The following is a 13,495-nucleotide window of genomic DNA, read 5'->3' on the forward strand; positions in this document are numbered from 1 at the left end:
GGGGTTACAGCCGATGATTTTTAACCGTGAAACCAGGGATTCCGCCGCGGCAATCCCCGCCCCCCTGCTCGCCTGGTACGACCAGAACAAGCGCGAGATGGCCTGGCGGGACGCCCACAACAGTTACTACACCTGGGTAAGTGAAATCATGCTCCAACAGACCCGGGTGGAGGCGGTGCGCGCCTACTTCGACCGGTTTATCGCCGCGCTGCCCACCCTGCGCGACCTGGCGGCGTGTGACGAGGAGACGCTGCTCAAGCTCTGGGAGGGCCTGGGCTACTACAACCGCGCCCGCAACCTGCAAAAGGCCGCCAAGCTGGTGGTGGAGCGCCACGGCGGGGAGCTGCCGCGCGACTACGAACAACTGCTGGCGCTGCCCGGCATCGGGGAGTACACGGCGGGGGCGATCGCATCGATCGCATACGGCATTCCGGCGCCGTGTGTGGACGGCAATGTGATGCGGGTGCTCTCGCGCGTGACGGCGAACTGCGCGGACATCACCCTACCCGCGGTGAAGCGGGACTACCAGGCGCTCGCGCGCGAATTGATCCCTGCGGGGCGCGCGGGGGACTTCAACCAGGCGCTCATGGAGCTGGGCGCGCTGGTCTGCCTGCCGAACGGCCTGCCCTTGTGCGGGGGGTGTCCGCTGGCGGAGCTGTGCGCGGCGCACCGCGCCGGTTGTGAGCTCGACTACCCGGTGAAGCCGCCCAAGCCCGAGCGCAGAATCGAGGAAAAGACCGTCTGCGTGCTGGTCTGCGGGGAGCTCGTCTACCTGCAAAAGAGGCCGGAGGGCGGGTTGCTGGCCGGGCTGTGGGAGTTCTGGAACCGCCCGGGCCATCTCTCGCGGGATGAGCTCTGCCGCGAGCTGGAGCGGGACGGCTTAGCGGTGCGGTCGATGCACACGCTGAAAAAGGCCAAGCACATCTTCACCCACATCGAATGGCGGATGCAGGGATATCTGGCCTATGCAGAACAGCCCATCCCCCTACCCGGCGGCGAGTGGATATCGCTGCCGCAGCTGCGGGAAGGCCACGCCCTGCCCGGCGCGCTCAGGGCCTACAGCGCCGACCTGGAGAGGTGGGTGCAATCCCCTTGATGCACTACAAAAGGGCCTATGTGGAGATCACCAACTGCTGCAACCTCCGGTGCAGCTTCTGTCCCCCCATCGCGCGCGCTCCCGCTTTTATGAGCCCCGAGCGCTTCGCGCAGGCGGCCCGCCAAATCCGGCCGCTGACCGACTGGATCTATCTGCACCTGATGGGGGAACCGCTGCTGCACCCCCAGCTCGACGAAATCCTCAAAATCTGCGAAATTCTGGAGTTCAAGGCGGCGATTACCACCAACGGGACGCTGCTGCAACAGCGCCGCGACCTGCTGCTGGGCGCCTCCAGCCTGTGCCGGCTTCAGGTTTCGCTGCACAGCTTCGAGGCCAACGGGCAGACGGGGCCGCTGTGCGATTACCTGCACACCGTCGTGGACACGGCGTGCGCCCTCGCGGAACGGGGGACGGTGTGCATCCTGCGCCTGTGGAACATGGACAGCGGCGAGCTGCGCGGGGAAAACCGCCTGAATCGCGACATCATCGAGCTGCTGGAGGGGAAATTTTGCTGCACCTTTTCCCTGCGCCAGATGCTTTCGCAGGGGCAAAGCGGCGTCAAGCTCGCCCCCCGCATCTATTTGGAGATGGCCGAGCGGTTTCAGTGGCCCTCCCTGACCGCGCCCATCCTGGGGACGGAGGCGTTTTGCACCGGCTTGCGCGAGCAGTTCGGCGTGCTGGTGGACGGGACGGTGGTACCCTGCTGCTTCGACAGCGAGGGTGCAGTCGCCCTCGGCAACCTCTTTTCGGCCCCACTCAAACAGATTCTGCTGTCCCGCCGGGCCGAGCGCATCTGTGAAGGGTTCACCGCGCGCCAGGCGGTGGAGCTGCTCTGCCGCCGCTGCGGGAGGGCAGACCGAACCGCGCAGGAGCGCAAAAAATAGCGGAAAGGCTGACTTCCCGTAGGGATTATGGTATAATCATACATACAGCTCTAAGCGCTGCCCCGTCCCCCGCACGGACGGGGCAACATGGCGCACCCAAATAACTACACCGTGTGCGGAGAAACGGCGGAGGACCATGGAGCTTTTAAAGCAGCGCATCATCAAGGACGGGCGTATCAAACCCGGCAACATCGTCAAGGTGGACAGCTTCCTCAACCACCAGATGGACGTGGTCCTGCTCGGAGAAATTGGCGAGGAGTTTGCCCGCCGCTTTGCGGACCAGCCGGTGACCAAAATCCTGACAATCGAGGCGTCCGGGATCGGCATCGCGACCATCGCGGCGCTGCATTTCGGCAATGTGCCGGTGGTGTTCGCCAAAAAGGCCAAGTCAAAAAATCTCGATGGGGCGCTCTATCTCTCCCAGGTGGAATCGTTCACGCACGGCACAGTTTCGGAAATCCAGGTGTCGAAGAAGTTCATCACTCGGGACGATTGTGTGCTCATCCTGGACGATTTTTTGGCGCGCGGCAGGGCCCTGCTCGGCCTGATCGACATCGTCAAGCAGAGCGGCGCCAGCCTCGCGGGCTGCGGCATTGTCATCGAGAAGGGCTTCCAGGAAGGCGGCCAAACCCTGCGCGACATGGGGGTACGGCTGGAGTCCCTCGCAATCATCGACCGCGCAGATGAAAATGGATTTGTATTTCGCAATTGAGCGACCGATTACGGTAGGCAGGGGAACAATTTCCCCTGCTTTTTGTGCGACCGATTATTACTTAAAGTATAATCATATTGTATTATTCAGTTTTATGGCGAAGGAGGCCTCTTATGGACCTGTTTCTCTGCCCCATCTGCAAAATGCCGCTCTCGCGGGAGGGCGGAAGCCTCAAGTGCGCGCAAAGCCACAACTTCGATCTCGCATCGTCGGGGTATGTCAATCTCCTGGTGGATCACTGCAAAAGATCATCCGCGCCCGGCGACAGCAAGGAGATGTGCGCCGCACGCAACCACTTTTTGAGCAAGGGCTACTACCATTGCCTCGCGGAAGGGCTGGCGAACTATGTCACTGAAGCTGTGGGCGGCAACCTACGGCCGGTGGTGATCGATGCTGCGTGCGGTGAGGGCTACTACACCGCTGCGCTTTACGACCATCTGGCTGCGGCGGGCAAGGCGCCCCGCGTGGCTGGGGTGGACATCGCCAAATACGCCCTGAAATACGCGGCCAAGCGCCGCAAGCAAATCAGCTTCGCGGCCGCGAGCATCTTCAACCTGCCGCTGGAATCGGAAGTCGCGGATGTGGTGACCAATCTGTTTGCGCCGGTGGCCGACGCAGAATTCCGCCGGGTGCTCAAGCCGGGCGGCTGCATGGTCGTCGTGGGGCCGGGCGAGCGGCATCTGTGGGAGCTCAAACAGTTCCTGTACGAATCCCCTTATCTCAACGAGCCCAAGCACTACAGCTTCGAGGGCTTCGCCCTGGAGCGGAAGATGCACTTCGGCGACCGCATCCGGTTGACCAGCGGCGAGGATATCCGCAACCTGTTCTCTATGACCCCCTACTACTGGAAAACCTCCGCTGAGGCCGCCGAGCGGCTGTATTCCCTGCCGCAGATCGAACTGGAGATCAGCTTTGAGCTTCAATCATTCATAAAGAAATCATGATCTTCACAATCTGTTGATACTTTTGTGTCTTGTTTTGGTATAATAACGTCAAGCGGTATTTGCAAATACAATGCAATGATATAGGAGGAGTACTTATGAAAAAATTATCCGGAGGCATGATCGCTCTCATCTTCATTGTGGTGGCAGCGCTTCTGCTGGGCGTGTGGGCTGTCTCCAGCTACAACGGCCTGGTGGGCCTGCGCGAAGAGGTGAGCGGCCAGAGCGCCAATATCGAAACCCAGCTGCAGCGCCGGGCCGACCTGATCCCCAATCTGGTCTCTACGGTGAAGGGCTATGCGGCCCATGAAACCGAGATTATGACCGAGCTCGCCGAGGCGCGCTCCGCCCTGGTCGGCGCGGGGAATCTGGCGGAAAAGGCCGAAGCGGACGCCGCCCTTTCGGGCGCGCTCAGCCGCCTGCTCATGGTGGTGGAAAACTACCCCGACCTGAAGGCAGACGCGCAGTTCACCGCCCTGATGGATGAACTTTCCGGAACGGAAAACCGAATCGCCGTGGCCCGCAAGGACTACAACGACGCGGCCAAGACCTACAACAAAAAAATCAAAACCTTCCCCAGCGTCATTTTCGCCAACATGTTCGGTTTTGAAGGCGTGGAATACTTTGAAGCGGCCGCGGGCTCAGAGGCGCCTCCGGCGGTGAGCTTCGATTGATGCGCGGCATACTTTGAGGTGTAACAAATGATGAAATTGTTCCGGCGCGGTGCGGCGCTGGCCCTGGCCGCGATGCTGTGTATCGTCACAGCATTCGCCGCCTATCCCCAGCCGACCGACCGCTTCTACGTCAACGACTTTGCCGACGTGCTCTCGGCGGATACCGAACAGTATCTGCTGGACAACAGCGCGGCGCTAGAAAAGGCCACAAAGGCGCAGCTTGTGGTGGTCACAGTCCCCTCGCTCGACGACAGGCCCATCGAGGAATACGGGTTGGAGCTTGGTCGCACCTGGGGGATCGGCGGCGAAGAGGACAACAACGGCGTTCTCCTGCTGCTCGCCCCCAACGAACGCCAGGTGCGCATTGAGGTGGGTTACGGCTTGGAGGGCGCGCTCAACGATTCCAAAACCGGCCGATTTCTCGACCAATACGCGGTGCCCTATTTCCGGGACGACAACTGGGATGAAGGCATTGCCGCTGTCTATTCGGCGCTGCTGGCCGAAATTTACCAGGAGTACGGCCTGGAGGTTCCCGACTCGGTGCGCCCGGTCGACGCACCGGAGGAGGACGAAGGTTCCGGCAACGGCCTCGTAATCGCCCTGGTGGTGATCGTCCTGGTGATTCTGCTGGGAAGCGGCGGATTTTTTCCGCGCGGCCCGCGCCCGCCCCGCAGGGGCTTCTACATGGGGCCGTACTTCGGGGGCGGATCTCACTACGGCGGGGGCTTCCGCGGCGGCGGTTTCGGCGGTGGAGGCGGATTCCGTGGGGGCGGCGGCAGCTTTGGCGGCGGCGGTTCCTCGCGCGGTTTCTAACCGATTATAAAAACAAAAGCAGCCCGGCACAGCGATCGCTGTGTCGGGCTGCTTTTAACTTAGTGCCTCACCGTCATCCCGTTCCAAGGCAAAATCCACCTGGCCCGCGCTCACATCGGCGCTCACGACGCGCACCCGCACCGCCATGCCCACCCGATAGCGAACCCCCGAGGCGGTCTCCCGCAGTTCGACTGCTCCGTCGTAATCGTAATTGCCGGCCGGCAACCGGTCGATGCGCAGCAGTCCCTCCACGGTGTTGGCCAACTCGATGTAGAGGCCGTGACTGGTCGCGGAGGTGATCACACCGTCGAACACCTCGCCGATATGCCGGGCCATATATTCAGCCTTGTAGCAGTCCTCACAGTCCCGCTCGGCGGTCATGGCGCGCAGCTCACGGTTGCTGCTCTGTGCGCTGGATTCCCGCACGAAGTTTCCATACTTTCGCTTGAGACGATCCGCATCCATGCCCGAAAGCGCGCTGGTGAGAATCCGGTGGATCGACAGATCAGGGTAACGCCGGATGGGAGAAGTGAAGTGGCAGTAGTTCTCCAACACCAGGCCAAAGTGGCCCTTGTTCTCCTCGCTGTAGCGCGCCTTAGCCATCGAACGCAGGATCTGATTGTTGACCATCAGCTGCAATTCGGTGCCGTTGACTTCATTCAGAATCCTGGCGAGCGCGCCGGACGACGCCTGCCGCCGCAGCTCCCCGCAGTCGATCCCGACCGCATCCAGCAGGGTACACAGCCCCTCGATTTTTTCAGGGGACGGGCTTTCATGGATGCGGTAGACAAAGGGAAGGGAGCGTTCCATCGCCAGGGAGGCCGCCGCCTCGTTTGCAGTGAGCATGAACTCCTCGATGATCCCTTCGGACACGCCCGACTGCCGCGCCAGGATCTCCTGCGCGCGCCCGTCCTCCCCCACCAAAATTTTGGATTCGGTGGAGGTCAGGTTGAGCCCGCCGCGCGCTGAGCGCCGCTTTTGCAGCAGACCGGCGAGCTCGCGCATGGCAAACAGGGTTTCCACCAAACCGTCGTACTTCTGCATCAGCACCTCATCCTGCTCTCCCGCGAGAATTCGGTTGACCTCGGCGTAGACCCCCTTTACGCGCGACCGGATGACCGTCTTGTGGAAGCGGTAGTCGGCCAGCTTGCCCTGCGCGTCCAGCGTGAGGAAAGCTGAAAAGGTCAGCCGGTCCTCCCCCGGGTTGAGCGAACAGATGCCGTTGGAAAGGGACGGCGGCAGCATCGGCACCACCGAGTTGGCATAGTACACCGAAGTACCCCGCTCGAAGGCCTCGAGATCCAGCGGAGTGTTTGGCCGCACGTAGTGGCTCACATCGGCGATGTGCACCCCCAGCCTCCAGCTTCCGTCCGGGTCGCGCTCTAGCGATACTGCGTCGTCGATATCCTTGGTGTCCGCCCCATCGATGGTGAACACCGGTTCGCCCCGCAGGTCGATGCGGTCCTGAAACTGCGGGTCGTCCAGGCCCTTGCGGCTGACGCGGTCGGCAAATTGCAGCACCTCATCGGGGAACTGCTTGACGATACCCGCCGCGGCCAAAATCGCCTCGCTGCACGCAGCGGCACTGTCCGCCCTGCCGAACACCTCCATCACTTCGGCGCGGTGATCAAAATGGCTCTCACCCCGCCGCACAATGCGCCCGAGCACCTTGTCGCCGTCCCGCGCACCCAGTGCGTCGGCCGGGGACACCTTGACCGGGATCTTCGACCCGGAATCGGGCATGATTTCACACCGGCCGCCCCGCTTGGTAAACACGCCGCTGAACAGGGCGTCATTCTCATGAACAATGCGTGCGACTTCGCCCTCGGGCAGCTCGCCATGTCCCGGCCTCCGGCGCACCATCACCTCGTCCCCGGGCATCGCGCCTCTGAGCGCGCGCCCTGGGATGAAGATGTCCTGTTCGAGTCCTTCACCACCCGCAAAGCCGAAGCCCTCCTTGACGCTGATAATCCGCGCGGGGATGAGCTCCTGTGCGCCCGCCGCGCGGTAACGGCCGCGCTTTTCACTGACGGCACCGGCTTTAACCGCCCGGTGCAGCGCCAATAAAAATTCCTCGCGGTATTGGCGCTTCACTTTGAGCCGGTCTCCGAGCTCGCGCGCGGTAAAACCCTTGCCGGGGTTGCGCTGCAAAACAGCGGCGATCGCCTCGGCATAATCCCTTTTGCCAGCGCCGGTTCGCGGCGCTCCGCTCGTTTTCTTTGTTTTTTCTCTGTATCTTCCCATGGATTTCCTTTCCCGGCTCCGCCGGACGCTGCAAAACAATCTTGAATACCGCGGTTCTGCGCCGCTTCATCAGATAGTTTGCCCGCTTTTTCACCAAAAAAGCCCTGCGCACAAATACGCAGGGCTTCTCAGTCATTCATACAAATCTTATTTCACATAAACCGAAACAATGCATACCGCCAAAGAAATGACGAAGAAAATGATCGCCAGAATCTTGGTCGCCTTGTTGAGCATCGCTTCTTTGGTCTGCGCACGGCCTCTGTTGTAACCCATAGAGGACTCCGCACCGCTCACCGCGCTCATGCCGTTGGATTTGGTCTCCTGCATCATCACAATTGCCACAATCAGGATGCAGGCGATTGCCAGAATGATTCCGCCCACTATTTCAAATACACTCATGATCTTTTTGCACCTCCGCACTTTTACATGTTAACTTTTACAATTATATCATAATAAAATCTTATTTGCAAGGATGTTTTCCGCTAATTTTCTGTATATTTGCCCGAATCGCGCGGATAATAAGGATGGTTTTACAGAGCAGCCACACCGCGCCACTTTGGTGCACTGTTGCGTTTGTGAGTTGTCTCCGTGGCTGCGTTTGTAATTCCATCGGCCGGACGGCCCGTGTTTGATGCGGGCTATCCGGTTTTTTCTTTACTGCTCACAGGGTGAGCTGCTCGCCCAGGTCCTCCGGCCGCGGCAGCATTCCAGCTGCGGGCAGGGTTTTGGTGCGGTAGCGGTGCTCGTTCGGCAACGTGCCCGCTTCATACGGTGCGGCGCTTGCCAACCGTGCGTTCTTCTTGAGGGTCATCACCGCCACACCCTGGGTGTTTTTGGTGGTCTTGGCCGCGATTGCGCCGGTATGCAGCAACAGCATCCGGCCTGCGGTCGAGGTGAGCAGGAACTCCCCGTCCTCGCGCACTGCGCAGGCCGCCACCAGCGGCGATTTGTCGCTGTAGGCTGCCAGCAGCTTTTTGCGCCTGGTCACCGTCTGATAGGCGCTCATCTCCACCTTGGCCACCTTGCCGTTTTCATAAAAGAACAGCAGATAGCCCGCATAGTTGTGGGTGACCGCCATGTAGACCGCGCGCTCCCCCTCTTCCATGCCCAGCTTGGCCGGGATGTAGTCCCCCAGCACGCTGGCCTTGGTGTCGTCAAAGTCGCAGGCGCGCGCCTTGTACACCTGACACCGGTCGGAGAAAAACAACAGCTCGGCGGTGTTGGTCTCCTCCACCTGCCTGACGACCGCATCCCCCTCCTTGAGCTTTTGTTCGCCGCTCATGCGCAGGCTTTGAGGGGTGATCTTTTTAAAATAGCCCTCTGCGGTGAAGAACAGGTTCACCGGATAGTCCGGAATCTCCTCCTCGATGGAAACCTTCTCCTCCTCAGCGGTGTAGATGATGAGGCTGCGGCGCGGCTTGCCGTACTTCTTGCCAATGTCGCGCAGCTCGTCCACAATGATCTCATCGATCCGCTCGGGGGAGCTCAGGATATCCTCCATGTCCGCGACCTCGCCCTTGAGCTTGTCGATCTCGTCGGTGCGCTTGAGGATGTATTCGCGGTTGAGATGGCGCAGCTTGATCTCCGCGACATATTCCGCCTGGGTCTCGTCGATGCCAAACCCGATCATCAGGTTGGGCACCACCTCGGCCTCCTCCTCGGTCTCCCGCACAATCCGAACCGCCTTGTCGATATCCAACAGGATTTTGGCCAGGCCCTTGAGCAGATGCAGCTTTTCCTTGCGCTTGGTGAGGTCGAAGTACACCCGGCGCCGGACGCACCCCTCGCGGAAGGCGATCCATTCGCTGAGCAGGCCGCGCACCCCTAAGACGCGCGGGGTGCCCGCGATCAGGACGTTGAAGTTGCAGGAGAAGCTGTCCTCCAGCGGGGTGAAACGGAACAGCTTGAGCATCAGCTTTTCGGGGTCCGCGCCGCGTTTGAGGTCTATGGTGATCTTGAGGCCGGACAGGTCGGTCTCATCGCGGATATCCGCGATCTCCTTGAGCTTGGAACCCTTGACCAGCTCGACGATCTTGTCCATAATCGCCTCGATGGTGGTGCTCGGCGGAATTTCAGTGATGTCGATGCAGTTGTTCTGCTTATCGTAGGTGTAACGCGCGCGCACCTTCACGCTGCCGCGGCCGGTTTCATAGACCTTTTTCAACTCGTTCTGGTCGTAGACGACGTAACCGCCGCCCGCAAAGTCGGGCGCGGTCAGGGTGTCCATGATGTTGTGATTCGGGTTTTTGATCAGCGCGATGGTGGTCTCACAGATCTCGCCCAAGTTGAACGAACAGATCGAACTCGCCATGCCCACCGCGATGCCCATGTTGGGGTTGACCAGGATGGTGGGGAAGGTCACCGGCAACAGGGTGGGCTCCTTGGTGGTGCTGTCATAGTTGTCCACAAAATCGACGGTGTCTTTGTCGATATCGCTGAACATCTCGGTGCAGATCGGGTCGAGCTTGGCCTCGGTGTAACGCGACGCCGCATAGGCCATGTCGCGCGAATACGCCTTGCCGAAGTTGCCCTTGCTGTCCACATAGGGATGCAGCAACGCCTCGTAGCCGCGCGACAGGCGCACCATCGTCTCGTAGATGGCCGCGTCGCCGTGCGGGTTGAGGTGCATCGTCTGCCCCACGATGTTGGCCGACTTGGTGCGCGCCCCCGAGATCAGCCCCATCTTGTGCATGGTGTAGAGCAGCTTTCGATGGGACGGCTTGAACCCGTCGATCTCCGGGATAGCGCGCGACAGGATCACGCTCATCGCATAGGGCATGTAATTCTTTTCTATCGTCTCGGTGATGGGCTGGTCGAGCACCACACCGGCGTTTTCAATCCGCACGTTCTCCCCCAATTGAGGCCTGTGGGAAGCGGCGGGCTCCTTCTTCTTTTTCGGTGGCAATCCATCATCTCCCTCGCAGGAAAGTTCCTGTTATCATTAGTTTCCGGCGCACAGCCGGTGCAGCTCCCCAATCAGGCACCGCACCGCGTCCTCCGGCGTGGCCCAGGAGGTGACGAACCGCACCACGGTGGTCCCGTTGCCGCGCGCCTCCCAGATTTCAAATTCGTAGTTCTGCTCCAACGCTGTCTTGATGCGGTTGGGCAGGATGGGGAACTGCTGGTTGGTGGGCGAATCGGTCAGCATCGGGATTCCCTCAGCCGCAAAAGCGCTGCGCAGCAGCATCGCCATGCGGTTGGCGTGGGCGCCGAGCTCCTCATAGAGGCCGCCCTCAAACAGCTCGCTGAACTGCACGCCGAGCAGCCGTCCCTTGGCCAGCATCCCGCCGCGCTGCTTGATGAAATAGCGAAAGTCCGCACGGATGATGTGGGTGCGCAGCACCACCGCTTCGCCGAACAGCGCGCCGCACTTGGTTCCCCCGATCGAGAAGGCGTCGCTCAAACGCGCCAGGTCGGATAGCGTTACGTCGTTACCCTGTGCGGCCAACGCGCACGCGAGGCGCGCGCCGTCGATGTAGAGCAGCAGGCCGTTGCGGTCGCAGCAGGACCGCAGCGCCTCCAATTCCTTGAGGCTGTATACGGTGCCGATCTCGGTGGACTGGGAGATATAGACCAGCTTGGGCTGCACCATGTGCTCGTCGGTGTGGCTATCCACCGCGGCCTGCACCTGCGCCGGGGTGAGCTTGCCGTTTTCCCCCGGCATCGCCACCACCTTGTGGCCGGTCGCCTCAATCGCGCCGGTCTCGTGCACATTGACGTGGCCGGTCTGTGCTGCGATCACCGCCTGATGCGGCCGCAGCGCCGCAGCGATCACAATGGTGTTCGCCTGGGTGCCCCCCACCAGGAAGTGCACGTCCAGGTCCGCGCGGCCGATCGCGCTGCGAATCTTTTCCCGCGCCGCGTCGCAATATCCATCCAGCCCATAGCCAACCGTCTGTTCCAGGTTGGTGCGCGCCAGTGCCTCCAATAGGCGGGGATGCGCCCCCTCGCTGTAATCATTCCGAAAGCTGTATCGCATTCTGTCCTCTCCCTCCTGCGCGGGCTGTGCCGCGCCCTTCTCTGCAACCCATCCGATCAGGAAACATCCGCGACATCCAGATACAGGTGCCCAAACTCCGCGATGAACTCCTTGCGCGCGGCCAGGTTATCCCCCAGCATCACATCAAACATCTGCGCCGTGGCCGCCATGTCGTCCGGCTTCACCGCGATCAGGCGGCGTGTCTCGGGGTTCATGGTGGTCAGCCACATCATGTCCGGGTCGTTTTCGCCCAACCCCTTGCTGCGCTGCACCTTATACTTGGCCGAGCCGATCTCCGCAAGACAGGCCGCCTTTTCCGCCTCGCTGTAGGCAAACCAGGTCCTATCCCTGCTGGTGATCTCATACAGCGGCGACTCCGCGATGTAGACATAACCCTCTTCAATCAGGGTAGGCACCAGCCGGTAGAGCATGGTGAGGATCAGCGTGCGAATCTGATAGCCGTCCACGTCCGCATCGGTGCAGATCACCACCTTGCTCCAGCGCAGGCCGGCCAGATCGAACGACGCGATATCCTTGTTGGATTTGCTCTTGACCTCCACGCCGCAGCCCAACACCTTTAAAATATCGATGATGATGTCGTTTTTGAAGATTTTATCGTAATCCGCCTTGAGGCAGTTGAGAATCTTGCCGCGCACCGGGATGATCGCCTGAAACTCGCTGTCGCGCGAGAGCTTGACCGAACCGAGGGCCGAGTCGCCCTCCACGATGTAAATCTCCCGCCGTGTGGTGTCCTTGCTGCGGCAATCCACAAATTTCTGCACACGGTTGGCGATATCCAGCCCGCCAGCCAGCTTCTTTTTGAGGTTGAGGCGGGTTTTCTCGGCGTTTTCGCGGCTGCGCTTGTTGATGAGCACCTGTTCCGCGATCTTGGCCGCGTCCTCGGGGTTCTCGATGAAATAGACCTCCAGGTTGTGCTTGAGAAACTCTGTCATCGTCTCGGCGATGAACTTGTTAGTGATCGCCTTTTTGGTCTGGTTTTCGTAGCTCGTCTGGGTGGAAAACGAGGATGAGACCAGAATCAGGCAGTCCTCCACGTCCTGAAAGGTGATCTTCCCCTCGTTTTTGAGGTATTTGTTGTTCTGCTTGAGGTAGCTGTCAATCATCGAGACAAAAGCGCTCTTGACCGCCTTTTCCGGGGAACCGCCGTGCTCCAGGAAGCTGGAGTTGTGATAATACTCGATCAGCTTGAACCGATTGGAAAAACAGGCCGCCACCTGCAATTTCACCTTATACTCCGGCTTGTCCTCCCGGTCGCGGCCGCGCCGCTCGCCTGTCCAGAACTGCACCGGGGTGAGGGCCTCCTCCCCTGCCAGCTCATTCACATAATCCACGATGCCGTTTTGGTAGACAAATTCGGATTCCTCGAAGCCTTTCTCCCTCTGGTCGCGCAGCACAAAGCGGGTACCGTCGTTGACCACCGCCTGCCGCTTGAGCACATCGGTGTAGTATTCGAGCGGCACGTTGATATCGGTGAACACCTCGAGGTCCGGCTTCCAACGGATTTTGGTTCCGGTCTTTTTGCGGGAGGTCGGCTCCTTATGCAGCTCTCCGACAATTTTTCCCTTCTCAAACCGCAGGGTATATTTCGAGCCGTCCCGGTAGATCTCCACGTCCATATACTCCGAGGAGTATTGCGTGGCGCACAGGCCGAGACCGTTGAGCCCCAGCGAATATTCGTAACTCTCGCCGTCGTTTGTGTTGTATTTTCCGCCCGCGTACAGCTCGCAAAACACCAGCTCCCAGTTGAACCGCTTCTCGCGCGGGTTGTAATCCACCGGGATGCCCCGGCCGAAGTCCTCCACCTCGACCGAGTGGTCGCGGTAGCGGGTGATGATGATGGTATCGCCGTGCCCCTCGCGCGCTTCATCGATCGCGTTGGAGAGGATTTCAAAGATTGAGTGCTGGCATCCGACGATGCCGTCCGATCCGAAGATGACCGCGGGGCGCTTGCGCACCCGGTCCGCGCCCTTGAGCTGGCTGATGCTCTCGTTTCCGTATTCCTGTGTTTTTTTCGGCATTTCACGCCTCCGATGCTTTGTTGTTTATAAATTTTTCCATACCCTTTATTTTCTCCGATTGCGGGCAATTTGTCAATAGCTGGAAATAAAATGGAAATTTTCTAAGGCCGATA

Annotated in this window: 11 protein-coding genes; 6 read left to right on the forward strand and 5 right to left on the reverse strand. The window is 60.3% G+C overall.

Annotation, left to right across the window (positions count from 1 at the left end; all coding sequences use genetic code 11):
• Positions 1-13: 13 nt before the first annotated feature.
• From mutY to H8711_RS02680, 6 genes are all read left to right on the forward strand, one after another.
• Entirely contained in the window at positions 14-1,096 is a 1,083-nt protein-coding gene (gene mutY, locus H8711_RS02655) for an A/G-specific adenine glycosylase (RefSeq protein WP_249281992.1), read from the forward strand.
• The gene (locus H8711_RS02660; RefSeq protein ID WP_249281993.1) at positions 1,096-1,980 is read left to right on the forward strand and encodes a radical SAM/SPASM domain-containing protein; all 885 of its coding nucleotides are present in this window, start codon (positions 1,096-1,098) and stop codon (positions 1,978-1,980) included. The genes mutY and H8711_RS02660 overlap by 1 nt, the downstream gene beginning before the upstream one ends.
• Positions 1,981-2,116: 136 nt before the next feature.
• Positions 2,117-2,692, forward strand: coding sequence for a xanthine phosphoribosyltransferase (locus H8711_RS02665; protein WP_249281994.1), 576 nt, complete (start codon positions 2,117-2,119; stop codon positions 2,690-2,692).
• 113 nt (positions 2,693-2,805) lie between these two features.
• The gene (locus H8711_RS02670; RefSeq protein ID WP_249281995.1) at positions 2,806-3,636 is read left to right on the forward strand and encodes a putative RNA methyltransferase; all 831 of its coding nucleotides are present in this window, start codon (positions 2,806-2,808) and stop codon (positions 3,634-3,636) included.
• Between the two features lie 95 nt (positions 3,637-3,731).
• Positions 3,732-4,307 (forward strand): LemA family protein, encoded by a 576-nt coding sequence (locus H8711_RS02675; RefSeq protein WP_249281996.1) that lies wholly within the window; start codon positions 3,732-3,734, stop codon positions 4,305-4,307.
• 27 nt (positions 4,308-4,334) lie between these two features.
• Entirely contained in the window at positions 4,335-5,120 is a 786-nt protein-coding gene (locus H8711_RS02680; protein WP_249281997.1) for a TPM domain-containing protein, read from the forward strand.
• A gap of 54 nt (positions 5,121-5,174) precedes the next feature.
• On the opposite strand, the gene rnr is transcribed toward H8711_RS02680, so the two are convergent.
• The 5 genes from rnr to H8711_RS02705 all read right to left on the reverse strand — a co-directional run bounded on the left by rnr (position 5,175) and on the right by H8711_RS02705 (position 13,382).
• Positions 5,175-7,364, reverse strand: a complete 2,190-nt coding sequence (gene rnr, locus H8711_RS02685; protein ID WP_249281998.1) for a ribonuclease R — start codon at positions 7,362-7,364, stop codon at positions 5,175-5,177.
• 147 nt (positions 7,365-7,511) lie between these two features.
• Positions 7,512-7,763, reverse strand: a complete 252-nt coding sequence (gene secG / locus H8711_RS02690) for a preprotein translocase subunit SecG (protein WP_249281999.1) — start codon at positions 7,761-7,763, stop codon at positions 7,512-7,514.
• 262 nt (positions 7,764-8,025) lie between these two features.
• Entirely contained in the window at positions 8,026-10,269 is a 2,244-nt protein-coding gene (locus tag H8711_RS02695; protein ID WP_249282000.1) for a DNA gyrase subunit A, read from the reverse strand.
• Positions 10,270-10,305: 36 nt separating this feature from the next.
• The gene (locus H8711_RS02700; RefSeq protein ID WP_249282001.1) at positions 10,306-11,343 is read right to left on the reverse strand and encodes a threonine aldolase family protein; all 1,038 of its coding nucleotides are present in this window, start codon (positions 11,341-11,343) and stop codon (positions 10,306-10,308) included.
• Between the two features lie 56 nt (positions 11,344-11,399).
• Positions 11,400-13,382: a DNA gyrase/topoisomerase IV subunit B gene (locus tag H8711_RS02705; RefSeq protein WP_249282002.1), complete on the reverse strand. Its 1,983-nt coding sequence runs from the start codon at positions 13,380-13,382 to the stop codon at positions 11,400-11,402.
• Between the last annotated feature and the right edge of the window lie 113 nt (positions 13,383-13,495).

Source organism: Ligaoa zhengdingensis, from assembly GCF_014384885.1.
Lineage (GTDB): Bacteria > Bacillota > Clostridia > Oscillospirales > Ruminococcaceae > Ligaoa > Ligaoa zhengdingensis.

Excerpts from the sequence above, each read along its gene's own strand:
- H8711_RS02665 (WP_249281994.1), top strand. The coding sequence starts at position 2,117 with ATGGAGCTTTTAAAGCAGCGCATCATCAAGGACGGGCGTATCAAACCC.
- H8711_RS02680 (WP_249281997.1), top strand. The coding sequence starts at position 4,335 with ATGATGAAATTGTTCCGGCGCGGTGCGGCGCTGGCCCTGGCCGCGATG.
- H8711_RS02705 (WP_249282002.1), bottom strand. The coding sequence starts at position 13,382 with ATGCCGAAAAAAACACAGGAATACGGAAACGAGAGCATCAGCCAGCTC.
- H8711_RS02700 (WP_249282001.1), bottom strand. The coding sequence starts at position 11,343 with ATGCGATACAGCTTTCGGAATGATTACAGCGAGGGGGCGCATCCCCGC.
- rnr (WP_249281998.1), bottom strand. The coding sequence starts at position 7,364 with ATGGGAAGATACAGAGAAAAAACAAAGAAAACGAGCGGAGCGCCGCGA.
- mutY (WP_249281992.1), top strand. The coding sequence starts at position 14 with ATGATTTTTAACCGTGAAACCAGGGATTCCGCCGCGGCAATCCCCGCC.
- H8711_RS02675 (WP_249281996.1), top strand. The coding sequence starts at position 3,732 with ATGAAAAAATTATCCGGAGGCATGATCGCTCTCATCTTCATTGTGGTG.
- H8711_RS02660 (WP_249281993.1), top strand. The coding sequence starts at position 1,096 with ATGCACTACAAAAGGGCCTATGTGGAGATCACCAACTGCTGCAACCTC.
- secG (WP_249281999.1), bottom strand. The coding sequence starts at position 7,763 with ATGAGTGTATTTGAAATAGTGGGCGGAATCATTCTGGCAATCGCCTGC.
- H8711_RS02670 (WP_249281995.1), top strand. The coding sequence starts at position 2,806 with ATGGACCTGTTTCTCTGCCCCATCTGCAAAATGCCGCTCTCGCGGGAG.